The sequence below is a fragment of the Burkholderia sp. BCC1047 genome, from assembly GCF_902833155.1.
GTDB lineage: Bacteria > Pseudomonadota > Gammaproteobacteria > Burkholderiales > Burkholderiaceae > Burkholderia > Burkholderia sola.
Window position 1 is genome coordinate 1 of the sequence record NZ_CADFEH010000022.1, and the last position, 22,749, is coordinate 22,749.

A 22,749-nucleotide genomic window follows, 5' to 3' on the forward strand; every position below is an offset into this window, starting at 1 on the left:
AACCACGAACGCATTAAGCTCAAGTTGAAAGGGCTGAGTCCCGTGCAATACAGGACTCAGCCCTTGGGCACCTAGTCTTCAACCGTCCAACTTCGTGGGGTCAGTTCACTTCGGCGCCCTTTTTCATGGCGGCGGCACAAGTGGCTGAAGCGGCTGTCGCGCCGAAACGTCGAACCGACCCGATTTGCAACCAGCCGTAACCGCGCCGCCGATCCGCCGTCATACGAGCCGCTTTCACGCGCTTGACGATCGTATTCGGCGGGGAAGCGAGCGCCGCCAGCCCATGAAAAAAGGGCGGCTCGTCGCCGCCCTTCGTCTTACCGCCCGGCGCCCGCCAGCGGCGCAATCGACGCGGGTTCGAACAATGCATCGGCCTGCGTGACCCGCACGAAGCGCGCCGCGCCGTCGCCCTCGACCAGCGCGCGGAAATGCGCTTCGCCGCACGCGAGCTTCGCGCGCTCGTGCTCGCTCGGCACGTGGCCGTCCGCATTCGGCGTATCGACGACGAAGTACAGCCGCTCGCCGCCGTCCTGTTCCGCGAGCACGGCCCAGACCGGGTGATAGCTGCCGAGCGGCGTCTGCACGCGGAACCACGCCGGCAGCTTCGCGTACAGCTTCACGCCGTCGTGCGCTTCGAGCGCATCGGCGAACGCGCGCTCCGCGTCCGTCTCGCATACGACCGCTTCGTGGATCGACTTCTGCGCATCGGGCCGCAGGTTGCGCAGGTAGCCCGTCAGCGCCTCGCTCTCGAACGATTCGAGCGCATGCACGTGGCGCTCGCCGAGCTTGCGGTAAGCGATGCCCGCGACGAGCGCGAGCCGCTTGCAGCGGTTGATCGCGTCGGCCGCGACCGCGATGAACTGCTGCGGATTCACGCGGAAATCGTCGAGCCGGCCGCTGTCGGCGAGGATCGTCGCGAGCGAACGGCGCGTGAGCTGCGTGCGGTCCTGCAACTCGGTGAGCAGGTCGGGCAGCGGCAATTCGCCTTCGTCGAGCAGCACCGTGCCGGCGCTGGCCACCTCGATCGCCTCGATGCCGGCCTTGCCGATGTCGATCTCGGCCTTGCGCCACTGCAGCCGCGCACGCGCGATGTCCGGCGCGTCGCGCAGCGCGGCCGTGCAGTCGCGCACCAGCTTCGCGTTGTCGAACTCGACGCGGTACACGGTGCGATGGCGGATGCGGTCCCACAGCGCGCGGAAATCCTCGCCGAACACGACGGCCTTGCCCGACGCATCGCGCCGCAACGCGATCGCGCGGCGCTCGTCGGCATTGCGCACCGCGAAGCGGCCGGACAGCTTGCGCAGCGTCGCGACGATCGGCGCGCGCAGCCGCTCGAATGCATCCGGCAGCACGAGCGCGCTCTGGCGCAGCGCATCCTTCAGCCGGTCGAGCACCTTGCCCTGCGCGTCGACGTAGCCCTGCTTGTGCAGGTGGTTCCACAGCACGCGCGACAGCTCGATGCCGAGCGCATGCGCGGGGCCGTCGTCTTCCTGCACCGGCAGCGCCGCGAACTGGTGTTCCTCGACGATCCCGAAACGGATGCCCGTATCGGCCTCGATCTCCTTCTGCAGGTTCTCCGCGAACGACTCGTAGCGCTCGGTCGCGATCACGGTGAGCGTGTTCACGCCCGCGTCGCGTACGCGTTCGCCGTCCTGGTCGACCGCGAGGCGCAGCCCGCGGCCGAGCGTCTGACGACGCTCGCGCTCGGTCTGGATGTCGCGCAGCGTGCAGATCTGGAACACGTTCGGGTTGTCCCAGCCTTCCTTCAGCGCCGAGTGCGAGAAGATGAACTTCAGCGGCGTGTCGAACGACAGCAGCGCCTCCTTCTCGCGCATGATCAGGCCGTACGCGCGTTCCGCGTTCTCGCGGGCCGCCGCGCTGCTTTCGCTCGTGTCGGTCCAGCCGCCCTTGCGGTCGATCGAGAAGTAGCCGTTGTGCGCACGCTCGACTTCCAGCGCGACGTCGACGCCGTCGAACAGCGCACGGTAGGCCGGCACGCGCGCCGCACGCGCATATTCCTCTTCGAAGATCAGCGCGTAATCGCCCTTCACGGGCACGCCGTTCTCGTCGTAGCGGCGATAGCGTTCGACCGAATCGACGAAGAACAGCGACAGCACCTTCACGCCGCGCTCGGCCAAGCGCAGCTCCTTGTCGAGATGCTCGCGGATCGTGCGGCGGATCATCTCGCGCTGCACGGCGAGCGTGTCGATGTCGCCGAACGCCTCGCCGAGCGACAGGAACGCCTCGCCTTCCGGATGGCGCAGCTCGACGTATTCGGCGCCCTTGACCGCATGCACTTCGCCGATCCGCAGCCCCGCATACAGCGCGCGCTTGGTCAGGCGCTCGAGATCGTCGCCGTCGGTGGCCGACACGATCTGGCGCTTCACGCCGGCCGCCGTCGCGACGTCGAGCTCGACGCGCGCGCTGATCGCGCCGCGCCGGTTCGACACGCCGACGAGCCGCACGTACGGCTTGTTGTGCGCATCCTCGACGATCGCCGACGCGATCTCGATCTGCTTGACGAGCTTGCGCTCGTACGCGTCGACCGCGTCGAGCCGGTACACCATGTGGTGGCGGTCGACGTGCGTGGCCGAATAGCGCAGCGTGCAGAGCGGCGCCATCGCGGCGAGCGCTTCGCGCCCGCGCCCTTCGAGGCCGCCGTCGACGCTTTGCGGTTCGTCGACGATCACGATCGGCCGCGTCGCGCGGATCAGGTCGATCGGCTTCTCGCCGCCGGTCTTCTCGCTGTCCTTGTAGAGGTTGTTGATCTCTTTCTTGTTGATCGCGGCGACCGTCATCACCATGATCTGGATCGCCGCGCTCGCCGCGAAGTGGCGCACCTGGCCGAGCTTCGCGGAGTCGTACAGGAAGTAGTCGTACGGCACGCCCGCGTACAGCGCGCGGAAGTGATCCTCGGTGATCGACAGCGTCTTGTGCACGCCTTCCTTGATCGCGATCGACGGCACGACGATCACGAATTTCGTGAAGCCGTAGCGGCGGTTCAGCTCGAAGATCGTGCGCAGGTACACGTAGGTCTTGCCGGTGCCGGTCTCCATCTCGACGGTGAAGTCGCGCGAGCCGGGCAGGCCGGACGGCGGCAGCCCGCCGCGCAGTTGCACGTCGGCGAGATTGCGCGCGAGCGCGTCGTCGGTCAGCGACAGCCGGTTGCCGACGCCTTGCTCCGATACCGCGAAACCGAGCGAGCCTTGCGCGGCGGCCGTCGTGCCGGGCGCGGCGTTCGCGAGCACGCTGAAGTCGCCGCGATACGATTCCTGCCCGCGAAACAGGTCACAGACGGCGTCGATCGCCTCGCGCTGGTAGTCGAGATCCGCTTCGAAATGCAGCCGCATCACAGGCTCCGCACGCGCTTCACGCCGTGCTGTTCGAGCAGCGCGGCGAGATTGAGCTTCGCGACGTCGTCGACGAAGCCGCTGTCGCGGAACAGGCACGTGACGTCGCGCGACGCGCCGGTCGCATCCAGCAGGTCGACGATGCCGTCGGCGAGCGGGCCCGCGTCGTCGCGCGAAATGCGCGCATCGAAGCACGCGACGATCGCGCGGCCGATCAGGTGCACCGTCTTGCCGGCCACCTGGTGATGCTCGACCGGCGTGCACAGGTCGAGGCCGAGCTTCAGCGTCAGCTCGGCGAGCAGGTCGTCCTCGGTGCGGCCGGTCTTCACGTGTTCGACGGACGCGAACAGCGCATGGTCGAAGTCGTCGCGGCGCGGGTCCCACTCGATCACGTTGGTCGTGTCGAGCCGGTATACGCGGAAACCGAGGTCGCCATAGCTTTCCGGATAGTCGCGCGCGACCTGCTGCGCGGCGCGGCGCAGGCGTTCCTTCGTGATTTCGGCGAGCGTCAGCGGCTTTTTCAGCTTCGCGCAGAAATCGGCGGCCGCCGTCTGCGTCTCGTCGCGTCGGTCGAGCGCCTCGGGCAGCTGCACGAGGATATAGCGGCGCGCGCCGCCGTCGGTCGCGTTCACCTGCATCACCGCGTGGCCGGTCGAGCCGGAGCCGGCGAAGCAGTCGAGCACGATGTCGTCGCCGCGCGTGCACCAGCCGATCACGGCCGCCGCGAAGTCGACCGGCTTCGGCAGGTCGAACGGGATGCCGAGCGTTTTCAACAGCGCGTCGTCGGAGCCCGCGAACGGCAGCACCGACGGCACGTTCTCGTACATGTTCTCGTCGAGGTAGTAGATCCGCTGCGGCTGCGTGGTTTCGTCCGGGCCGAATTCGATCTGGCCGCGCTCGAGCAGCGCCTGCATCGTCGCAGGCGGGTTGCGCCAGCCGCGCGCCGGCATCGCGCACGGCTTGCCGGTGACCGGGTGGATCAGCGGCGTGAAATATTCGTCCGGCGCCTTCTTCTTGTTCGGCCACGCCATCGACACGAGGCGGTACACGCGGCCTTCCGCCGACAGCCGGTCGTACATCACCTCGCCGCCGGACAGGTTGGTCTGCGCCTTCATCCACGCGCGGTACGCCTTCTGCGCGTCCTTCGGGTTGCCGCTGCGGTACACCGCGTCGTGCGCGGCGTCGAGCATGCGCTGCGCGTTGCGCTTCGGGCGCTTCAGCGGCGCCTGTTCGAGCAGCGTCTCGGCATTGCGCGCGAACAGCACCAGCGATTCGTGCTGGTACGCGACGCCGCGCGCGTCGCCCTTCGGGTTGCGCTTGTCCCACACGGCCACGCCGAGCTCGTTTTCCTCGCCGAAGATCTCGCGCAGCATCAGCACGAGCGCATGCACTTCGTGCTCGTCGATGTGCACCGCGATCAGTCCTTCGTCGGACAGCAGCGCGTGCGCGAGCTTCAGGCGCGGATACATCATGTTCAGCCAGTCGGTGTGGAACCGGCCGTTCGCCTCGGTGTTGGTGCTGCGCTTCACGCCGGCTTCGGTCTGGCCCGTCATCGCCAGGTAGTGGCGGATGCTGTCGCTGAAGTCGTCCGGATAGACGAAATCGCTGCCGGTGTTGTATGGCGGATCGATGTAGACGAGCTTCACCTTGCCGGCGTAGCTCTTGTGCAGCAGCTTCATCACGTCGAGGTTGTCGCCCTCGATCACCAGATGGCGCGTGTCGTCCCACGCGACGCTGTCGTCGGGGCAGGGCCGCAGCGTGCCCGTCGACGGCGTGAGCGCGGCCTGGCGTGCGGCGCGCTTGCCGTGCCAGTGAAAGCCGTAGCGCTCGTCGGCGTCGCCGACCGTGCGTTCGCCGACCAGCGCCTTCAGCACGTCGACGTCGACCGACGCGCCGTCCGGGCCTTCGGTCACGAGTTCGGGGAACAGCGCCTTCAGGCGCGCGACGTTGTCGGCGGTGAAATCCGTCGACATCGCCTGCGGGCTGGCCGCATCGAGTTTCTGCATCGTCTTTTCCATCGGAGCCCGGCCGCGCGCGCCAGGACGTCGGGCGCGCTCACGGCACCGGCGGCAATGGCCGCCCGGGCAAACCCGAAACGCTAGCGAGTCGGTCGGCGCAGGTCAAGCACCGATGTGCGACGAACGTGCTGGTATCGGCCGCGATCGCCCGCCGGACGGGCTGGAAGCGGGTTCGGGCCGGTTGTCGCACGGGGTGGGCGGTGGGCGCGTCGCAGGTGGTCGGCGCCGCGGTGGAAAGGACGAAAAAAGGGGCACGGTCGGCGCCTGGCGCCGGCGTGCCCGCATGGAGAGCATCCGTGATGGAGAGTGCGGCAGGGCCCGAAGGGCCCTGCCCCGATGACCGCCCCGGATCAGGAACGCGTCCGGATGCCCGAGAAGCTCGCGTCCGCGCCGACCGGCAGCGACAGCAGCTCGACGTCGAGCCTGCCGACCATGATCGTGATCTTGCCGCCGTCGTCGGCGAAAGCGGGGGAGCGGCGAGCGCGCAGCCGAGGCTGGCTAACGGCGAGGGTGCGCAGGAGGGGCCGCATCGGGTCGTGTCCTTGGCTGTATTCGTATGGCGCGATGCTTGCTGCATCGTCTTAACGAGTATTGGGAGGCGAAACCTTCTGCAACCTTTCGCGGCGCGGCAATTCGTTTAGGAGTTTTCCAGAAAGCGGGGCGCGGAAACCGGACGGAGCGGGACCAGGCAACCGATAGGCCCGGTCCGCCTTAGGACGCATTCAATTCGGTCTGCGGGGCGCTGAGTTGCGGATATACGGTTCAGATCTGCACGATGCGGCGAACGCGGTCTGCGCGCAGCTCACGGGTCTCGAGAACATGCAAATCCGAGGATAAAGATGAGGCTCTTGACGTATGACCAGTGTGCAGTGATGCAAGCAGGCAGCGATTGGCGTGCACGGTTCGATTGGAAACCCGACGGGTGGAAACCATCCGATTCGGGTCAGTGAAAATGCATATGAAAAAATATGACTCTCAGGGCTCGGCTTTGAACGATCGACAAACCTTACCAACCGCTTGTCTTAATTCCCATGTAGCTCGGCTACTCTCGCGCGGCCCAGTTGTTACTTCGGCGTTTCTGACTTGGGTACTTTCATACCTTGCCGGTGCTTCTATCTGGCTCGCGCAATCTTTCTTTGATTTCCCTTCAGAGTTCTTCTCCGGACCATCACCTCAGATAAGGAGACTTGATCTAGCAACACGACTGTTTGTCGGCTCACTCGTCGCTCCGCTAGTGGAAACATTTATTTTCCAATGGCTACCCATCCGATTGATTTGCCGCGTATTCAAAGCAAGTGCTTCGCTGGCCGTCTGTGCGTCCACTCTTGCGTTCGGTACCGTGCACGGCTACGGCCCCGTCTATGTCGCTGTCGCGTTATGGGGTGGATTCATTTTCGCGACCGTCTTTGCGCTGCGCGATTATCCTGGCGGCCGCCCTTTTTTGGTTGTTGCCAGTGCGCACGCCGCCCGTAACACCCTAGCCAGCATCATTATCTGACTCCGATAAGACACCGCAAGTCGGATCAGTGGATTTTCCCTAAGCTGGCACCTCGGCAGCAATGACGACTCCGCGCGTCACCGCCACCCGATCAACACCCGCCCCATCGTATCGAGCCCCATGTCGAACAGGTGCGACACGAACGGCACGAGGTTCGGGATCATCAGTTGCACGAGCAACAGCCCGACGATCAGCGTGACGGGAAAGCCGATCTGGTACATGCCGATCTGCGGCGCCGCGCGGTTCAGGATGCCAAGCGCGAGGTTCGCGATCAGCAGCGCCACGACCACCGGCAGCGACAGCAGCAGCCCCATCTCGAACACGGTCGCGCCGAACGCGGCAAGCGTGCGCCAGCCCGGCGCGTGCAGCAGCTCGCCCGACACCGGCAGCGACTGGAACGACGCGGCGAGCGCGGCGAATACCTGCAGGTGGCCGTCCACGGCGAGGAACGCGAGCATCGCGACCGCGTTCAGGAACCGGCCCATCGCGGGCGTCGCGCCGTTCGAATGCGGATCGAAGAAGGTCGCGAAGCCGAGCCCCATCGACAGCCCGATGAAGTCGCCGGCCGCTTCGACGGCCGCGAACACGAGCTGCATCGTGAAACCCATCGCGACGCCGATCAGGAACTGCGTGACGAGGATCCAGATGCCCGGCGCGGAGAACACGGTGACGTCCGGCATCGCGCCGAGCGTCGGCGCGACGACCAGCGCCATGAACGCGGCCACGCCGATCTTCACGCGCACCGGCACCGCCGCGTGGCCGACCATGGGCGCCGTCGCGACGAGCGCGAGCATCCGCACGAATGGCCACAGAAAAGCCGTGAGCCAGCCGTTGAGCTGCGCGTAGGTAACCGAGAACATTGCGGAAAAAGCGGGCCGGGCGCGCCGCTCAGCCGGCGCCGAGCGTCGCGACGTGCAGCAGCGTCTGCCGCAGGTAGTCGAGCATCGTCGTCAGCATCCACGGGCCGGCGATCACGAGCGTCGCGGCGACCGCGAGCAGCTTCGGGATGAACGACAGCGTCGCTTCGTTGATCTGCGTCGCGGCCTGGAACAGGCTCACGACGAGGCCGACCGCGAGCGCGACCAGCAGCAGCGGGGCCGCGAGCAGCAGGCCGACCATCATCGCCTGGTGCGCCAGCGTCATCACTTGTTCGGGCGTCATCGCGCGTGTTCCTCCGCTTAACTGAAGCTCTGCGCGAGCGAGCCGATCAGCAGTTGCCAGCCGTCGACGAGCACGAACAGCATCAGCTTGAACGGCAGCGACACGGTGGACGGCGACACCATCATCATCCCCATCGACATCAGCACGCTCGCGACGACCATGTCGATGATCAGGAACGGGATGAACACGGTGAAGCCGATCTGGAAGCCGGTTTTCAGTTCGCTCGTGACGAACGCGGGCACCAGCAGCGACAGCGGCACGTCCTCGGGGCCCTGCATCGGCGCGGCCTTCGAGATCTTCGCGAACAGCGCGAGATCGGTCTCGCGGGTCTGCTTCAGCATGAAGGTCTTGAACGGCGCGACGCCGCGCTGCACGGCCTGCTCCATCGGCATCGAGCCGTCGGAGAACGGCTTGTAGCCGTCGTTGTACGCACGGTCGAGCACCGGCGACATCACGAAGAAGGTCAGGAACATCGCGAGGCCGACGAGCACCTGGTTCGGCGGCGTCGTCGCGGTGCCGAGTGCCTGGCGCAGCAGCGACAGCACGATGATGATGCGCGTGAAGCTCGTCATCATCAGCAGCATCGCCGGCAGGAACGACAGCATCGTGAGCAGCAGCATCGTCTGCACGCTCAGCGAATAGGTGGTGCCGCCGTGCGGGCCCGGGCTCGCGTTGAACGCGGGCAGGCCGTTCGCCTGCGCGCAGGCAAGCGCGGGCGCGAGACAGAGGATCAGCACGGGCGCGACACGCGCCGCGTGATGCAGGAATGCGTGTTTCATCGGAGTGCGGAGACGGAAAGAGGGCGCGGCGCCATGTCAGCGGTCCTTGCCACGACCGAGGCGTTTCGCGGCTTCGCCCGCGAGCGCGTCGCGAAACCGCGCGCCGAACGTGCCGGGCAGGGTGCCGTCGGACGGGTTGCCGTCGGCAGGCGCGTCGGCCGAGGTCGACCCCGCGGTCGCGGCGGCCGCCACCGAACCGGCCGGCAGCGTATGCAGCAGGCGCACGTTGCCCGGCGCGACGCCGAGCACGAGCCAGGTGTCGCCGATCTCGACGATCGTCGCGCTTTCCTTCGCGCCGAGCCCGACGCTCGACACGACCTTCAGCGGGCCGCCGCGTCGCGCGGGCTGGAAGCCGAAGCGGCGCGCGAGCCATGCGCACGCGAATACGAGGCCGATCACGACCGCGAGTCCGACGAGCGTCTGCAGCACCGCGCCGATGCCGAGCGACGGCACGGCCGAGCCGACCGTCACGCTCGACGCGATCGAACCGGCGTGGTTGACCGCGTTCATGTCGGCGGCGCCGGCCGGCGCGCACGCGAGCGACGCGGCGACGGCAAGCGCCGCCGCTGCGATCGCGCGGTACACGCGCCAGCCGGCCTTCACGACGTTCATCGATTCAGCTTCCGGATGCGTTCGGCGGGCGTGATGATGTCGGTGAGGCGAATACCGAACTTGTCGTTGACGACCACGACTTCGCCCTGTGCGATCAGGCAGCCGTTCACGAGCACGTCCATCGGCTCGCCGGCCATGCCGTCGAGCTCGACGACCGACCCCTGCGCGAGCTGCAGCAGGTTGCGGATCGCGATCTTCGTGCGGCCGAGCTCCACGGTCATCTTGACCGGGATGTCGAGGATCATCTCGATGTCGTTGTGCGTCGAGCTCGCCGCGGCCTTCGACAGCGGCTGGAACACGCCGGCGCCCGTGGCGCCCACCTGCACCGGCTGCTCGTTCTGCTCGGCGAGCGCGGCCGCCCAGTCGTCGAGGCCCTGCTCTTCGTCGGCCGCGGCCGGCGCCTTCGCGTCGGCGGCCGACGCCGCGAGGGCCGCATCGGCCATCGCCTGCATGTCGTCGTCGGGCGTCTGGTTCAGCTCACTCATATCCACCTTCCTTCATCGAATCGCTCGCGCCGATCATCTTCTGCACGCGCAACGCATATTGACCATTGAAAATTCCGTAGCCGCATTCCATCACCGGCACGCCGTCGACCTTCGCGGTGATCGTGTCCTCGATCTCCAGCGGCAGCACGTCGCCCGCGCGCAGGTTCAGGATCTTCTCGAACGTCGCCGAGATCTCGGCGAGATTCGCGGTCAGCTCGACCTCGGCGGCCTGCACCTGCTGCGACAGCACGCGCACCCAGCGGCGGTCGACTTCGAGCGCCTCGCCCTGGATCGGCGAGCTGAGCACGTCGCGGATCGGCTCGACCATCGAGTACGGCATGCAGATGTGCAGCGTGCCGCCCGTCGGCCCGAACTCGATCGAGAACTGCGTGACGATCACGATCTCGTTCGGCGTCGCGACGTTCGCGAACTGCGTGTGCATCTCCGAGCGCACGAATTCGAACTGCAGCGGCCGCACGCTCTTCCACGCGGTCGTGTAGTGCTCGAACACGAGGTTCAGCAGCTTGCCGATGATCCGCTGCTCGGTGGCCGTGAAATCGCGGCCCTCGACGCGCGTGTGGAAGCGCCCGTCGCCGCCGAACAGGTTGTCGACGACGAAGAACACGAGGTTCGGGTCGAACACGAACAGCGACGTGCCGCGCAGCGGCTTCACGTGCACCAGGTTCAGGTTCGTCGGGATCGGCAGGTTGCGGGTGAATTCGCTGTACTTCTGCACCTTCACCTGGCTGACGGAGATTTCCGCCGTGCGCCGCATGAAGTTGAAGATGCCGATCCGCAGCAGGCGCGCGAAGCGGTCGTTGATGATCTCGAGGCCGGGCATCCGGCCGCGGACGATCCGCTCCTGCGTCGCGATGTTGTAGGGGCGGACGCCCGATGTGTCGCGCTGCTCGTCGACCGAATCGGTTTCGCCCGTGACGCCCTTGAGGAGGGCATCGACCTCCTCCTGGGACATGAACTCCTGGTGACCCATACGCGCTCCTTTTGCGGCCGCGTTACTGGACGACGAACTCGGTGAACAGCACGTCGTCGACCTTCGCGCGCTGGTTGCCCGGCTGGGTCGGCTGCTCGATCAGCTCCCGCAGCTCCTTCGCGAGCGAACGTTTGCCGTCCGGCGTCGCGAGCTCCTCGGGATGCTTGTTCGACAGCGCGAGCAGGATCCGGCTGCGGATTTCCGGCATCCGCGCGGTCAGTTGCTCCTGCGCCTTCGGGTCGGTGAGCTTCAGCGACAGGCCGACGCGCAGGTAGTGCTGCACGCCGTCGTCGGACTGCAGGTTCACGGTCAGCGGGTCGAGCGCGAAGAACACCGGCGCGGCAAGCGGCGCCGGCTCGGCGGGCGCGCTCGGATGGCCGACGCCTGCCTTGCCCAGGAACACGTACATGCCGCCGGCGGCGGCGGCAGCCGCGCCCAGCGCGATGACGGCGATGAGCGCGATGCGCTTGAACTTGCCGGAGGAAGCCGGCTTGTCGGCGGTCGGGGTTGCAGTCGTGGCCATGTGAATGCGTGCGTGATGTCTCGTAGCATGCATTGTTCGGCATCCGGGCCGAGGCCGATGGGCGGAAAAGAGGGGGGAATTGCGGCTATCTCAGCCGATTGTCGGCCGGGCGTCGGCCGGATGTCGGCGCGATGCGGGGCAGGAACGGCGGGGGGAAACGATCGGGCGGGAACGGGACGGCGTGCGCCCGGCGGGAATCGGGCCGTCGGGCAAGGAGTGCGGCCGGCGGGCAGCGGTGCCCGCCCGCGCATCCATCGTCAGATCGGCAGCAGCGACAGCAGCGGCGCGATCAGCACCATCGCGACGCCCGCGATCATCATCGTCAGGCTCGACACGACACCTTCCTCGCTGCCGATCTCGCGCGCCTTCGCGGTGCCCACGCCATGGGCGGCCGCGCCGAACAGCGCGCCGCGCGCGAGCCGCGTGCGCATCGGCACGAGCGCGAGCACAAGTTCGCCGAGCAGCATCCCGCAGATGCCGGTCGCGATCACGAACAGGGCCGTGAGATCCTTCGGCGCGTGGATCTTGTCCGACACGGCGAGCGCGAACGGCGTCGACACCGAGCGCGTCATCAGCGAGCGCTGCAGCTCGGGCGACAGGTGCAGCAGCTTCGCGAGCAGCAGCGATCCGCACACGCCCGCGCCGATCCCGACCGCGACGCCGACCGACAGCGACAGCCAGTGGCGGCGGATCAGGTCGCGATAGTCGTAGATCGGCACCGCGAACGCGATCGTCGCCGGGCCGAGCAGCCACATCAGCCAGCGCGTGTCGCGGAAATACACCGAATACGGGATGCCGGTCAGCAGCACGAGCAGCACCAGCACGCCCGGCACGAACACGAGCGGCGAGAACAGCAGCGTCTTCTTGTACGCATAGAGGCGCTTCGACGCGAAATACAGCACGATCGTCAGCACGAAGCAGCCGACGGAGATGGCGGTATTCACCCGGTCGGCGGGCAGGTTCGATAGCGCGGCGAGCATGGAAGGCTCCGGCTCAGTGCGCGATGGCGCTCAGGCGCGCGCGGCGGCGTTCGGCGAACACGCGCTGCACGGCGAGCCGGCGTTCGAGCTTCGCGGCGAGATCGACGGCGACGGCCACCGCGACCATCACGAACGCGGTGCCGGCGAGCATCACCAGCGCGATGCGCCAGCCGTCCTCGCGGAACAGCCCGCCGTACTGCACGGCCGCGACGGCGGCCGGCACGAAGAACAGCAGCATGTCGGACAGCAGCCAGTTCGCGCCGTCCTTCACCCACGCCGGTGCGACGCGGCCCGAGAACAGCAGCACGAGCAGCACCGCGAGGCCGATCACGCCGGACGGAATCGGCAGTCCGACCTTGCGCACGGCCCAGTCGACCGCCATCCACAGCACGCCGAGCGCGGTGGCCTGCAGCACGATCCGGCCCGTGTGCGCAAGGCTGCCCGAAGCGGCGGGGCGGGCGGCGGCAGTGGCGGTCGGCTTGTTCATGGCGGGCTCCCTACAGATGTTTCTGTCAATGGAGCAAGTATAGGGTTTCCCCTAACCATAAATAAAATGACTTGTCTCTATCCTTGTCATTCCAATTCGGAATTCGCTTGAATTCAGCTGCACCAATCTGGGGAGTGATCGATGGAATTGCGCGCGCTGCGGTACTTCGTCGAGGTGGTTCGCCAGCAGAGCTTCACCGCGGCGGCCGACAAGCTGTTCGTCACGCAGCCGACCATCAGCAAGATGGTGAAGGCGCTGGAAGACGAGATCGGTTCGCCGCTGCTGCTGCGCGACGGCCGGCAGATGGTGCTGACCGACGCCGGGCGGATCGTGTTCCAGCGCGGCCAGGACGTGCTCGCCGCGCAGGCGCAGCTGCAGTCGGAGCTGAACGATCTCGGCACGCTCGGGCGCGGCGAGCTGACGATCGGCATCCCGCCGCTTGGCGGTTCGCTGTTCACGCCGATCATCGCCGCGTACAAGCAGCGCTACCCGAACATCGAGCTGAAGCTGTTCGAGCAGGGCGCGCGGATGATCGAGGCCGCGCTGATGTCGGGCGAGCTGGAACTCGGCGGGCTGCTGGAGCCGGTCGATCCCGGCACGTTCGAGCGGCTGCCGATGGTGCGCGCGCCGCTGTGGCTCGTCGCGCCGCGCGAGTCGCGCTGGGAGGACCACGCGGCCGTGCCGCTCGCGGATCTCGCGCGCGAATCGTTCGTGTTCTATGCGGAAAGCCTCGCGCTGCACGACGCGGTGCTGGACGCGTGCCGGCAAGCCGGTTTCACGCCGTCGATCGTGAGCCGCAGCGGCCACTGGGATTTCATGGCCGCGCTCGTGCATGCGGGCGTCGGCATCGCGCTGCTGCCCGAGCCGTATTGCCGGCGGCTCGACGCGAGCCAGTTCACGTGCCGGCCGATCGTCGAGCCGGAAATCACGTGGGCGATCGCGCTCGGCTGGCTGAAGAAGGGCTACCTGTCGCACGCGGCGCGCGCGTGGCTCGACGTCGCGCGGGCGACGCTGCCGCTCGCGCCGGCCGACGATCTGGCGTTTGGGGGATTGCGGGCGCGGGAGTGATGCAAGGCCGAGACGTTCGGCACGCTGATTTCATTCGGTGCCGTCGAATCTGTTTCGAATAGTGTCGGCGTGCAATGCATCGAAATCCTCGGGGACCCGAATCTGCCCCTTCATGAATCCGACCCGCGATACCGGAGCAAGCGTCGGTGCCGAGGCAATCGGCACGACTTCGACCAGCGGCTTGCCGTCGTTCTCGATGACGAACGGGTCACCAGAACGAATTGCGTCATCGATCAAAAGCGACAGGTTCCTTGTCGCATCACGTAGGTCATAAGTCGGCATTTCACCGTTCCGCGAGTCCGGGTCGGCCAGCTTAGCTCTTTATCTATGTGGCGGACGCCGCATGGGCGGCGTGCCGGGAACCCGAACGCGACCGCCTCAATGCCCCATCGCCGGCCCCGCGCCCTTCTTCGGCTTCGTGATCCACACGAGCGCCGCGAGCGCGATGAACACGCCCGCCGACAGGTGGAAGAAGTCGTTGGTCGCCATCATGAAGCCCTGCTGCGTGACGAGCTGGTTCAGCTGCGCATTGGCCGTCTGCCCGACGATGCCGAGCTGCGCGAGCGCGCCCTGGTAGTCGGTCGTGTTCTGCGCGTAGACGCTCACCGATTCCGACAGCCGCGCATGATGGTAGATCGCGTCGTTCTCCCAGAACGTCGAGCTGGCCGCGGTGCCAATCGCGCCGGACAGCGTGCGCAGGAAGTTCGACAGCCCCGACGCGCTCGCGAGCCGCTCGTCGGAGATGCTCGACAGCGTGATCGTCGTCATCGGCACGAAGAAGCACGCGACGCCGATGCCCTGCACGAGCCGCGGCAGGATCACGTGGTTGAACGGCACGTCGAGCGTAAACGTCGCGTTCCACAGCGACACGCCCGCGAACACGATGAACGCGAAGCTCGCGACCATCCGCAGGTCGAGCCGGTGCATGTTGCGCCCGATCAGCGGCGACAGCACGAGCGCGAGCAGCCCGACCGGCGCGGTCGCGAGGCCGGCCTTGCCGGCCGTGTAGCCCATCACCGTCTGCAGCCACAGCGGGAAGATCACGACCGAGCCGAAAAACGCCATGAAGCCGAACGAGATGATCAGCGCGCCGAGCGCGAAGTTGCGGTCCTTGAAGAGCGACAGGTCGACCACCGGCTCCTTCTCGGTCGCCTCCCACACGAGCATGAACGCGAGCGACACGACCGCGATCAGCGCGAGCGCGACGATGAACGACGAGTTGAACCAGTCGCGGTCCTTGCCGAGGTCGAGCATCATCTGCAGGCACGACACGCCGATCACGAGCAGCGCGAGGCCGATCGCGTCGATCCGCTGCTTCGACGTCTTTGTCTCGCGACCGCGCAGGAGGAAGTACGCGCAGGTCGCGGAGAACACGCCGATCGGCAGGTTGATGTAGAAGATCCACGGCCACGTGTAGTTGTCGCTGATCCAGCCGCCCAGCAACGGGCCGAAGATCGGCGCGACGATCACCGTCATCGCCCATAGCCCGAGCGCGAGCCCGCGTTTCGCGGGCGGGTAGCTACGCATCAGGATCGTTTGCGACAGCGGCACCATCGGCCCCGACACGAGGCCCTGCAGCAGCCGGAACGCGATCAGCGTCTCGAAGTTGGTCGCGAGGCCGCACAGCGCGGACGCAATCGTGAACGCGAGCACCGACAGCGTGAACAGCCGCACCTCGCCGACCCGCCGCGCGAGCCAGCCGGTCAGCGGCACCGCGATCGCGGATGCGACCGAGTACGACGAAATCACCCACGTGCCTTCGCTCGTCGCGACGCCGAGGCTGCCCGAGATGGTCGGCACCGCGACGTTCGCGATCGACGTGTCGAGCACTTCCATGAAGGTGCCGAGCGCGAGCCCGACGGTCAGCAGCGCGAGCGCGCCGCCGGTCAGCGGCGCGGGTTCGGCGGCGGGCGAGGGGGCGGATGCCGTGGTGGCGGACATCGGAATCTCCTAGACGCGGCGCGCGCAACGCGCCGGCACAACGCACGGGCGCGCGACACCGCGCGGCCCGGCCGGGTGGAATGAAAAAGGGGAAAAGCGAAGCGCGTGCCCTGTCATCTTCTGCCCAGACAGAGAAATAAGCGACCGTTTAAACCTGGACATGGGGTCTCCGCACGCATCAGCAGTCGGATTCGTCGGGCGTCGGGCAGCCGGTCGAACCGGGCCCGTTGGCGATGAAGCGTTGCAGCAGGCCGATGAGCGTCGCGAGTTCGTCGGCCGAGAAGCCTTCGAGCTGCGCGTTCAGCACGGTCGCGACCAGCGACGGCAGCGCGCGGGCGGCTTCGATGCCGCGCTCGGTCAGCGTCAGCTCGATCATCCGGCGGTCCTGCTCGCTGCGCGCACGCGCGATCAGCCCCTTGCGTTCGAGCCGATCGAGCATGCGCGTCATCGACCCGCTGTCGTACGACATCTTGCGCGACAGCTCGAACGGCGTCCGTGCGTAGCCGCGCGACAGCAGCAGGATCACGCCGATCTGCTGCGCGGTGAGGTCGAGGGGCTCGAGCGCGCGGTCCATCCGCTCGACGAGCGCCTGCTTCGCCTTCGACAGGTAATAGCCGAGGCTCGTTTCCAGCGCGATGTTCTCGGGATCGTAGAGGCCGCCGGTCATACGATTGCGCGCGCAGCAATAGTGCGTTTCGGGTTTAAACGCGTCCAGTATCTTGAAAAATGATTGCTTAGTCAATATTATTTGAGTCAACCAGTTACGACGTGCATGTTGCACTGCCGGAGACTATGTTCTGACCGATTGGCCCGCGCTGCCGGGCACCCCGAGGATGTTCGCGATGCTGTTCCTGAAAAATGCCGCCGGCGCGCTGCGCCGCAACCTGACCGATACCGCTCATCATGTGTTCTCCGGGCCGCACCGCGGCTGGAAGATCGCGCTGTACGTGACGATGCTGGTCGTGCCTGGCGGCTCGCTCGCGGCGCTCGGGTTCGCATGGTTCGATCATCGCCGGCAGCGCAACGCGAAAGGCGGCGCCCGCCGCGCGAGCCAGCCGGCCCCGTCCGTGACCGAGCCGTCGACATGGCGGGCCGCCGCCGAACCTGTCCCGGTGCCGGTGCGCTGCCACTGACGTCGCAGCGCTCTCACGCTCCACACTATCCCGCCTGATCGCCGGCCGCGTCACGCGTGACCGGCGTCGTACGCCCGTTCGCACGTCCGTTTTCCCGCAAGCGAGCCGTAATGGCCGGTAAACCGGCCGGCCGCGCCGGTAACACATCCGGGCCGCCGCGCACCGTACCCTTAGGGCTGCGCAGCTTTCCCGCCGTCAGTTACCATTTGTCCGCCAGCGGCACGACGACCGCATCGCGCGACGCCGCTCGCCGGCCGTCACGCCCAGACAGGAAAACCACCATGCCGTACGCCTCCCTCCCGCGCGCCGTTCGCCCGCTGAGCGCCGCCGTCGCCATTGCGACGGCCGTGCTGCTCGCCGGCTGCGCCGTCGGGCCCGACTATCACCGGCCCGACACGTCGGTCCCCGCCGCCTTCAAGGAAGCGCCGGCCGGCTGGAAAGTCGCGCAGCCCGCCGATCGTGCCGACCGCGGCGCCTGGTGGACGGTCTACGACGATCCGCAGCTCGATGCGCTGATCGGCAAGCTCAACGCGTCGAACCAGACCATCGCGCAATCGGCGGCCGCCTACCGGCAGGCGCGCGCGCTCGTCACCGAGGCGCGTGCCGCGTATTTCCCGACCGTCGGGCTGACCGCATCGGGCTCGCGCGCGCGGTCGCCGCGCACGTCGCTGTCGTCGGGTTCGTCGTCGAATTTCGGCAGCGGGTCGACCGGGTCGATCAACAACAGCTACAGCGTCGGCCTCGACGCCAGTTGGGAACCCGACCTGTGGGGCAAGGTGAGCCGCACCGTCAGCGCGCAGCGCGCCGGCGAAGCGGCCGCCGCGGCCGATCTCGCGAACGCGCGGCTGTCGCAGCAGGCGCTGCTCGCGCAGACCTATTTCCAGTTGCGCACGTCCGATGCGCTGCAAAAGCTGCTCGACGACACCGTGAAGTCGTACGAACGCTCGCTGCAGCTCACGCAGAACCAGTACGCGCAGGGTGTCGCCGCGCGCGCGGACGTGATCCAGGCGCAGACGCAACTGCAGAGCGCGCAGGCCGCGCAGATCGACAACGGCGTCGCCCGCGCGCAGTACGAGCATGCGATCGCGACGCTGATCGGCGAGCCCGCGTCGACCTTCTCGCTGCCGCCGACCCCGCTCGCGGCCGAGCCGCCGATCACGCCGGTCGACGTGCCGTCCACGATCCTCGAGCGCCGGCCCGACGTCGCGGCGGCCGAGCGCCGCGCGGCGGCCGCGAACGAGCAGATCGGCGTCGCGATCGCCGCGTTCTTCCCCACGCTGACGCTGTCGGCCACCGGCGGCTTCCAAAGCTCGGTGTGGTCGCAGCTGTTCACGCTGCCGGCGCGCTTCTGGACGGTCGGCCCGCAACTCGCGGCCACGCTGTTCGACGCGGGGCTGCGCGCCGCGCAGACCGACGCCGCGCGCGCGACCTACGACCAGGACGTCGCCGCCTATCGCCTCGCGGTGCTGACCGCGTTCCAGGACGTCGAGGACAACCTCGCGTCGCAGCGGATCCTCGCGCAGGAAATCGACGTGCAGCGGCAGGCCGTCGACAGCGCCGAGCACGCGCTCGCGATCGTCACGAACCAGTACAAGGCGGGCACGGTCGCGTATCTGAACGTACTGAACGCGCAGACCACCGCGTTCACCGCGCAGCAGAAGCTCGCGACGATCGCCGGGCAGCGGATGGTGTCGTCGGTCGGGCTCGTGAAAGCGCTCGGCGGCGGCTGGGACGTGTCGGCGATGGCGCGCGAGAACGGCGACATGGCGGCGCCGGCGCCGGCGCCTGTGCCGGCGTCCGGTGCGGCCGCGCCCGCGGCCACCGCACCGTCGGTCGCCGCGCCGCTCGCGCAGAAGTAGGCAGGGAAGCGGGCGACGCGCGCAATCAGCGCTGCGCGTCGCCGAAGATCAGCGAAACCTGGTTGTTGCCGATCGGGTGGCCGAGCAGATTCAGCAGCCCGGCGAGGTTCGCCTGCTGCTCGGGCGCCGCATGCGCGGTCCCGCGAAACGATCCCTGGCCGGGGCCGAAGCTGCCGTGCCCGTCGAGAAACAGCGGGCCCTGCGTCGTCGACAGGTCGAGATCGGCGCCCACACCCTTCGCCTGCAATACCGCGCGGTACGAACCGAGCGGCTTCACGCGCGACACGCGCGAACTCATCGAATCGATCGTCACCGTCAACTGGCCGAACGCGTTGTTGCCGATGAGCCGCCAGTCGCTCCAGCCGAGCCGCACGTCGCCCTGCAGGTCGAGCGTGTTGAACGGCGTGCCGAGCCCCGCGAGCAGCGACGCGGGCACCGCCATCGTGCCCGCCGACAGCACCGCGCCGCGCCACGTCGCATCGAGCGTGACCGCATCGGGCATCGCTTCCGTCTGCCGCAGGCGCATCTGCACGCGCCCGGTCAGCAGCGGCCAGAAGCGCGTGGTCCATTCGACCCGTCCCGGCAGCAGCGTCGCCGCGCTCTGGTCTGCGCCCGGCGCGAGCATCAGCGTGCCCGAGCCGTGCCACAGCGACCCGTCCGGATCGACGAGATTCACGTGACCGCCGGTCGCCCGCGCGAACTGCGGCGCGATCCACGCGGCCGGCGCGAGCGCGACGAGCGTCACCGCCGTCGCCACGCCGCCCGCCAGCACCCATGGCAACACGGCGACGAGCCGTCTCACCCACGGCCGCATCGGCCGGCCTTCGTTTGCGTCATCCACCGCGGTCATCTATTTCTGGACGGAAGGCTGCATCACGGCCGTCAGGTCTACCTGGCCGTCTTCCTTCAGCGCCGTGGCATGCGCTTCGCCGACCTGCACCTTGAACTGCCGGCGCGCATCGTCGAGCCACTGGGTCCATGCCGGGAACGACACGTTCTTCATCTGGATCTGCACGCCGTTGCCGACGATCTGCACCTGCGCGCCCTGCAGCCCGTGATCGGACAGCGACGCGGTCAGCGCATCCTTCAGCGCGAGGCCGGTCGGCGCGACGCCCTGCGCGGCAGCCGTCAGCGATTTCGCCTCGTTCGCCTGCGCGGTCATCTGCGCGAGCTCCTGACGCATCGTCGGCAGCGCGCGCTGAATCCGCGCGCGGCCTTCCTGCGCGGGCGACCACAGCACCGAATACGCAATCGCGACGGCCAGCACGGCGCCGCCCCAGCCGAGCAGCATCTTCTCGCGCGGCGAGCGCTCGCCCCAGAACTGGGCCAGCGTCTGGTTCAGTTGTTCGGTTTTCATGAGCGACTCCGGATCGTCCATTTGCCCGTGTTGCTGTCGACTTCGCCGGACAGTCCGTTACGCGCGAGGCGCTGCGTGAAATCGGGATCGACCTTGACCTCCGGCTTGAAGCCGACGTCGAGCCGCCGGTCGTGATAGTCGAGCGACGCGATGCCGTTCAGCGGCAGCGCACCCATCGAGCGCGCCAGGCCGCTCGACAGCGCGAGGAAATCGTTCGGCGACAGCTCGCCGGCCGCCAGCCGAAGCTGGTCGAGCTGGCGCTGCATCTGCGCGGGCGGGTCGAGCACGGTGGTCGTCTTCGGGAACGCGGACAGCAGCGTCTCGGTGATCTGCGCGGACAGCGCATCGCGCTCGCGCGACAGCTTCCACCAGTGCACGTTCATCCCGATCACCGCGACGCCGAGCGTCGCCGCGGCGAGCGCGATCGGCACGCGCAGGCGCTTGAGCGTCGCGCGGTCGAAGCGCCACGGCTGCGATTCGAACTCGAATTGGCACAGATCGAATTTCTCGGTCAGCGCCCGGCGCGCGAACGTATCGAACGACATCGGCGCGGCGCCCGGCAGCAGCGGGCCATCGGTACGGCCGACCGATGCGAGCCGCGGCTCCGCGCCCGGCTCGCCGAGTTCGTACAGTTCGATGTCGCCGCCGCCCGCGAGCGCGGCCAGCGTGCCGGCCGCGCGCGACGCGGGCGCCGCGAAGCCTTCGCCAAGCGCACCGCGCGCGACCGCCAGCTCGAGGCGCGGCGCACCGGCCGCGGCCGGCAGCGCGCCGGCTTCGACGAGCACCGGCTCGACCGCCGTCGCGAGCCCGAGCACCGCTGCGACCGTCGCCGGGCGGGCAGCCGGCTCGGCGACGTCCGCGACGAGCGCGGCGGCGTCGGTGGGCTCGCCGTTGGCCGGCATGGCGGATGCGGCGTCGGCCGACGCGCGCGGCGCCGGCAGGCAGCGGGTCGCGGGCACCGCGCTCAGGTGCCGGTGGCCGGCCGCGGTAAATGCGTCGCAGATCGTGCGGAACCACGCGCGATCGACGACGGCCAGCACGCGGCGCCCGTCGGGCAACGGGGCCGGATCGAGCGCGATATGGCAGCCGAGCGGATCCTGGATCAGCTGATCCTCGACGATGTTGGGCAGCGCCTGGCGCAGCTTCGGCCCCTTCAACGGCGGCACGGTCGCGGCCAGCAGCAGCACGTCGCGCGCGGCGACGATCAGCACCGTCGCGTTCGCGCGCGGCAGCAACGCGAGCGCGGCGCGGCCCGCGCGCTGCACCTGGCCGGCCTTGTCGACGAGCGTGAACGGCAGCTCGGGCCACTGCCATTCCTGCAACGGCACGGCAGGCTCGCGCGGCGGCAAAGAAACAATCAACGTGCTCACAAGAGCTCCTCTCCCGATTGGCGTCGTTATAGCTGGTCGCGGATGCGCACGACCCGTGTCGAATGCGTGGTCGGATCACGATACACGAGCGAGGTGCGATCGACCTCCGCGCGTTCGTGCTGGATCCGGCCATGCACGATGAAATAGCTCGAATTGACGTCGACGAGGCTGGAATCGATCGTCACGTTCGGCGGCGCGCCGGCGCCGCGCAGCGCGAGCTGCACGTCGCCGACGTTCCGGAAAAACACCGTCTCGCGGCGCGCCACGAGCGCCTGCGCGGACGACACGCTCATCCCCGGTATCAGCGCGGCGATCACTTCGGCCGGCGCGGTGTTCATGTTCACGGGCGTCGTGGTCGGCAGCACGGTGACGAACGGGCGCAGCCGCGCGACCATCTCGGGCGTCACGCCGTCGACGTCGAGCAGGCTGTCGACGCGCGTCATCATCAGCGGCGCGGGCCCGCGGTCGCCGCCGGCCACCCCCGGATCGTCGGTGAAGCCGCTGCCCTGCATGTCGCCGCTCGTCACCGGTGCGGTCGCCGCGTTCGCGGCGGTCCCGCCGCCGCCGGGCAGGTTCGGCATCTGGAACCGCGTGGCCGAATGCAGCAGCCCCGCGCGCACCTGCAGCGCGATGCGCTTCGCGAATGCGCTGTCGTAGCCGAGCGTCGTCAGCAGGCGCTGGAACGCCTGCATCTGCGTGACGTTCAGCTGCAGCACGCCGGGCGCTGGCGACGACACGAGGTTGCGCAGGTTGAACTTCGCCTGCGCATCCTCGATCGAGCCGGACAGATAGGTGTCTTCGGCGTCCGTGTCGTTGGGCGCGCCGATCCGGCCGAGGAAATCCGACAGCTTCGTCTTCGCGATCGGCACGCCCCAGATCCCGCCGAGATACGTGATGCCGGGCGCCGTATCGCCTTCGGAGCGCAGGATCATCCGCGTCCAGTCGAGCGCGCCGCGCGCGACCCACTGTGCCTGCGCGATTACCCGCTGGTTCTCGATGCGGCGGATCTGCACCTGCTGGCGCCACAGCATCCCCGACACGAGGATCGCCGACAGCGCGACCACGAGCAGCGCGGTGATGATCGCGGCGCCGCGCTGGCGGCGGGCACGGATTCGACGGGAAGGGCGCGCACGCATC

General features: G+C 68.2%; 24 protein-coding genes. 5 read left to right on the plus strand and 19 right to left on the minus strand.

Annotated features, from left to right (window positions below; genetic code table 11):
- A partial coding sequence (locus tag HWX55_RS21830; protein ID WP_175977329.1) for an IS3 family transposase occupies window positions 1–75 on the plus strand: 75 nt, incomplete at its 5' end.
- 242 nt (window positions 76–317) lie between these two features.
- Here HWX55_RS21830 and HWX55_RS21835 read toward each other — a convergent pair.
- The 3 genes from HWX55_RS21835 to HWX55_RS21845 form a co-directional block, all read right to left on the minus strand.
- The gene (locus HWX55_RS21835) at window positions 318–3,350 is read right to left on the minus strand and encodes a DEAD/DEAH box helicase family protein (protein WP_175977258.1); all 3,033 of its coding nucleotides are present in this window, start codon (window positions 3,348–3,350) and stop codon (window positions 318–320) included.
- A complete protein-coding gene (locus HWX55_RS21840) occupies window positions 3,350–5,368 on the minus strand; it encodes a site-specific DNA-methyltransferase (RefSeq protein WP_175977259.1) in 2,019 nt (672 codons plus the stop codon). The genes HWX55_RS21835 and HWX55_RS21840 overlap by 1 nt, the downstream gene beginning before the upstream one ends.
- A gap of 350 nt (window positions 5,369–5,718) precedes the next feature.
- Complete coding sequence (locus HWX55_RS21845) at window positions 5,719–5,898, minus strand: hypothetical protein (RefSeq protein ID WP_244140623.1); 180 nt, start codon at window positions 5,896–5,898, stop codon at window positions 5,719–5,721.
- 428 nt (window positions 5,899–6,326) lie between these two features.
- Here HWX55_RS21845 and HWX55_RS21850 point away from each other — a divergent pair, with 428 nt between their 5' ends.
- Window positions 6,327–6,866: a CPBP family glutamic-type intramembrane protease gene (locus HWX55_RS21850; protein ID WP_175977260.1), complete on the plus strand. Its 540-nt coding sequence runs from the start codon at window positions 6,327–6,329 to the stop codon at window positions 6,864–6,866.
- Between the two features lie 77 nt (window positions 6,867–6,943).
- Here HWX55_RS21850 and fliR read toward each other — a convergent pair whose 3' ends face one another.
- The 9 genes from fliR to HWX55_RS21895 all read right to left on the minus strand — a co-directional run bounded on the left by fliR (window position 6,944) and on the right by HWX55_RS21895 (window position 12,884).
- Entirely contained in the window at window positions 6,944–7,726 is a 783-nt protein-coding gene (gene fliR, locus HWX55_RS21855) for a flagellar biosynthetic protein FliR (protein ID WP_175977261.1), read from the minus strand.
- Between the two features lie 28 nt (window positions 7,727–7,754).
- A complete protein-coding gene (fliQ, locus tag HWX55_RS21860) occupies window positions 7,755–8,027 on the minus strand; it encodes a flagellar biosynthesis protein FliQ (RefSeq protein WP_006401718.1) in 273 nt (90 codons plus the stop codon).
- A 17-nt stretch (window positions 8,028–8,044) separates the two neighbouring features.
- A complete protein-coding gene (gene fliP, locus HWX55_RS21865; RefSeq protein ID WP_124555730.1) occupies window positions 8,045–8,806 on the minus strand; it encodes a flagellar type III secretion system pore protein FliP in 762 nt (253 codons plus the stop codon).
- Window positions 8,807–8,842: 36 nt separating this feature from the next.
- On the minus strand, window positions 8,843–9,418 hold the full coding sequence (fliO, locus tag HWX55_RS21870) for a flagellar biosynthetic protein FliO (protein ID WP_175977262.1): 576 nt from the start codon (window positions 9,416–9,418) through the stop codon (window positions 8,843–8,845).
- The gene (gene fliN, locus HWX55_RS21875) at window positions 9,415–9,903 is read right to left on the minus strand and encodes a flagellar motor switch protein FliN (RefSeq protein ID WP_175977263.1); all 489 of its coding nucleotides are present in this window, start codon (window positions 9,901–9,903) and stop codon (window positions 9,415–9,417) included. Before fliN ends, fliO begins: the two co-directional genes overlap by 4 nt.
- Window positions 9,896–10,894, minus strand: a complete 999-nt coding sequence (gene fliM, locus HWX55_RS21880) for a flagellar motor switch protein FliM (RefSeq protein ID WP_050015744.1) — start codon at window positions 10,892–10,894, stop codon at window positions 9,896–9,898. Before fliM ends, fliN begins: the two co-directional genes overlap by 8 nt.
- Before the next feature lie 22 nt (window positions 10,895–10,916).
- On the minus strand, window positions 10,917–11,417 hold the full coding sequence (fliL, locus tag HWX55_RS21885) for a flagellar basal body-associated protein FliL (protein ID WP_175977264.1): 501 nt from the start codon (window positions 11,415–11,417) through the stop codon (window positions 10,917–10,919).
- 257 nt (window positions 11,418–11,674) lie between these two features.
- On the minus strand, window positions 11,675–12,397 hold the full coding sequence (locus HWX55_RS21890) for an LrgB family protein (RefSeq protein WP_050015748.1): 723 nt from the start codon (window positions 12,395–12,397) through the stop codon (window positions 11,675–11,677).
- A gap of 13 nt (window positions 12,398–12,410) precedes the next feature.
- Window positions 12,411–12,884, minus strand: a complete 474-nt coding sequence (locus tag HWX55_RS21895) for a CidA/LrgA family protein (RefSeq protein WP_050015750.1) — start codon at window positions 12,882–12,884, stop codon at window positions 12,411–12,413.
- Between the two features lie 141 nt (window positions 12,885–13,025).
- On the opposite strand from HWX55_RS21895, the gene HWX55_RS21900 reads away from it, so the two are divergent.
- Entirely contained in the window at window positions 13,026–13,952 is a 927-nt protein-coding gene (locus HWX55_RS21900) for a LysR family transcriptional regulator (protein ID WP_089488012.1), read from the plus strand.
- A 30-nt stretch (window positions 13,953–13,982) separates the two neighbouring features.
- On the opposite strand, the gene HWX55_RS21905 is transcribed toward HWX55_RS21900, so the two are convergent.
- From HWX55_RS21905 to HWX55_RS21915, 3 genes are all read right to left on the minus strand, one after another.
- Window positions 13,983–14,234 (minus strand): prevent-host-death protein, encoded by a 252-nt coding sequence (locus HWX55_RS21905; protein WP_175977265.1) that lies wholly within the window; start codon window positions 14,232–14,234, stop codon window positions 13,983–13,985.
- 96 nt (window positions 14,235–14,330) lie between these two features.
- Window positions 14,331–15,893, minus strand: a complete 1,563-nt coding sequence (locus HWX55_RS21910; RefSeq protein WP_006491289.1) for a DHA2 family efflux MFS transporter permease subunit — start codon at window positions 15,891–15,893, stop codon at window positions 14,331–14,333.
- A 178-nt stretch (window positions 15,894–16,071) separates the two neighbouring features.
- Window positions 16,072–16,560: a MarR family transcriptional regulator gene (locus HWX55_RS21915; RefSeq protein WP_175977266.1), complete on the minus strand. Its 489-nt coding sequence runs from the start codon at window positions 16,558–16,560 to the stop codon at window positions 16,072–16,074.
- 175 nt (window positions 16,561–16,735) lie between these two features.
- Here HWX55_RS21915 and HWX55_RS21920 point away from each other — a divergent pair, with 175 nt between their 5' ends.
- Together HWX55_RS21920 and HWX55_RS21925 are read left to right on the plus strand one after the other, a co-directional pair.
- Window positions 16,736–17,026, plus strand: coding sequence for a multidrug ABC transporter ATPase (locus tag HWX55_RS21920; protein WP_175977267.1), 291 nt, complete (start codon window positions 16,736–16,738; stop codon window positions 17,024–17,026).
- A 281-nt stretch (window positions 17,027–17,307) separates the two neighbouring features.
- Entirely contained in the window at window positions 17,308–18,885 is a 1,578-nt protein-coding gene (locus HWX55_RS21925; protein ID WP_175977268.1) for an efflux transporter outer membrane subunit, read from the plus strand.
- 25 nt (window positions 18,886–18,910) lie between these two features.
- On the opposite strand, the gene HWX55_RS21930 is transcribed toward HWX55_RS21925, so the two are convergent.
- From HWX55_RS21930 to gspK, 4 genes are read right to left on the minus strand one after another with little or no spacing between them, the layout of a single operon-like run.
- Window positions 18,911–19,699: a type II secretion system protein N gene (locus tag HWX55_RS21930; protein ID WP_175977330.1), complete on the minus strand. Its 789-nt coding sequence runs from the start codon at window positions 19,697–19,699 to the stop codon at window positions 18,911–18,913.
- Window positions 19,700–19,735: 36 nt separating this feature from the next.
- Window positions 19,736–20,242 carry a type II secretion system protein M gene (locus HWX55_RS21935; protein ID WP_175977269.1) on the minus strand — a complete coding sequence of 169 codons (507 nt, stop codon included), beginning with the start codon at window positions 20,240–20,242 and terminating at the stop codon, window positions 19,736–19,738.
- The gene (gene gspL / locus HWX55_RS21940) at window positions 20,239–21,612 is read right to left on the minus strand and encodes a type II secretion system protein GspL (RefSeq protein ID WP_175977270.1); all 1,374 of its coding nucleotides are present in this window, start codon (window positions 21,610–21,612) and stop codon (window positions 20,239–20,241) included. The genes HWX55_RS21935 and gspL overlap by 4 nt, the downstream gene beginning before the upstream one ends.
- A gap of 26 nt (window positions 21,613–21,638) precedes the next feature.
- Window positions 21,639–22,748 carry a type II secretion system minor pseudopilin GspK gene (gene gspK, locus HWX55_RS21945; protein WP_175977271.1) on the minus strand — a complete coding sequence of 370 codons (1,110 nt, stop codon included), beginning with the start codon at window positions 22,746–22,748 and terminating at the stop codon, window positions 21,639–21,641.
- Between the last annotated feature and the right edge of the window lies 1 nt (window position 22,749).

What these genes read in the sequence shown, in the direction of transcription:
- HWX55_RS21835 (WP_175977258.1), bottom strand. Translation starts at nt 3,350, where the DNA reads ATGCGGCTGCATTTCGAAGCGGATCTCGACTACCAGCGCGAGGCGATC.
- HWX55_RS21840 (WP_175977259.1), bottom strand. Translation starts at nt 5,368, where the DNA reads ATGGAAAAGACGATGCAGAAACTCGATGCGGCCAGCCCGCAGGCGATG.
- HWX55_RS21845 (WP_244140623.1), bottom strand. Translation starts at nt 5,898, where the DNA reads ATGCGGCCCCTCCTGCGCACCCTCGCCGTTAGCCAGCCTCGGCTGCGC.
- HWX55_RS21850 (WP_175977260.1), top strand. Translation starts at nt 6,327, where the DNA reads ATGAAAAAATATGACTCTCAGGGCTCGGCTTTGAACGATCGACAAACC.
- fliR (WP_175977261.1), bottom strand. Translation starts at nt 7,726, where the DNA reads ATGTTCTCGGTTACCTACGCGCAGCTCAACGGCTGGCTCACGGCTTTT.
- fliQ (WP_006401718.1), bottom strand. Translation starts at nt 8,027, where the DNA reads ATGACGCCCGAACAAGTGATGACGCTGGCGCACCAGGCGATGATGGTC.
- fliP (WP_124555730.1), bottom strand. Translation starts at nt 8,806, where the DNA reads ATGAAACACGCATTCCTGCATCACGCGGCGCGTGTCGCGCCCGTGCTG.
- fliO (WP_175977262.1), bottom strand. Translation starts at nt 9,418, where the DNA reads ATGAACGTCGTGAAGGCCGGCTGGCGCGTGTACCGCGCGATCGCAGCG.
- fliN (WP_175977263.1), bottom strand. Translation starts at nt 9,903, where the DNA reads ATGAGTGAGCTGAACCAGACGCCCGACGACGACATGCAGGCGATGGCC.
- fliM (WP_050015744.1), bottom strand. Translation starts at nt 10,894, where the DNA reads ATGGGTCACCAGGAGTTCATGTCCCAGGAGGAGGTCGATGCCCTCCTC.
- fliL (WP_175977264.1), bottom strand. Translation starts at nt 11,417, where the DNA reads ATGGCCACGACTGCAACCCCGACCGCCGACAAGCCGGCTTCCTCCGGC.
- HWX55_RS21890 (WP_050015748.1), bottom strand. Translation starts at nt 12,397, where the DNA reads ATGCTCGCCGCGCTATCGAACCTGCCCGCCGACCGGGTGAATACCGCC.
- HWX55_RS21895 (WP_050015750.1), bottom strand. Translation starts at nt 12,884, where the DNA reads ATGAACAAGCCGACCGCCACTGCCGCCGCCCGCCCCGCCGCTTCGGGC.
- HWX55_RS21900 (WP_089488012.1), top strand. Translation starts at nt 13,026, where the DNA reads ATGGAATTGCGCGCGCTGCGGTACTTCGTCGAGGTGGTTCGCCAGCAG.
- HWX55_RS21905 (WP_175977265.1), bottom strand. Translation starts at nt 14,234, where the DNA reads ATGCCGACTTATGACCTACGTGATGCGACAAGGAACCTGTCGCTTTTG.
- HWX55_RS21910 (WP_006491289.1), bottom strand. Translation starts at nt 15,893, where the DNA reads ATGTCCGCCACCACGGCATCCGCCCCCTCGCCCGCCGCCGAACCCGCG.
- HWX55_RS21915 (WP_175977266.1), bottom strand. Translation starts at nt 16,560, where the DNA reads ATGACCGGCGGCCTCTACGATCCCGAGAACATCGCGCTGGAAACGAGC.
- HWX55_RS21920 (WP_175977267.1), top strand. Translation starts at nt 16,736, where the DNA reads ATGCTGTTCCTGAAAAATGCCGCCGGCGCGCTGCGCCGCAACCTGACC.
- HWX55_RS21925 (WP_175977268.1), top strand. Translation starts at nt 17,308, where the DNA reads ATGCCGTACGCCTCCCTCCCGCGCGCCGTTCGCCCGCTGAGCGCCGCC.
- HWX55_RS21930 (WP_175977330.1), bottom strand. Translation starts at nt 19,699, where the DNA reads ATGCGGCCGTGGGTGAGACGGCTCGTCGCCGTGTTGCCATGGGTGCTG.
- HWX55_RS21935 (WP_175977269.1), bottom strand. Translation starts at nt 20,242, where the DNA reads ATGAAAACCGAACAACTGAACCAGACGCTGGCCCAGTTCTGGGGCGAG.
- gspK (WP_175977271.1), bottom strand. Translation starts at nt 22,748, where the DNA reads ATGCGTGCGCGCCCTTCCCGTCGAATCCGTGCCCGCCGCCAGCGCGGC.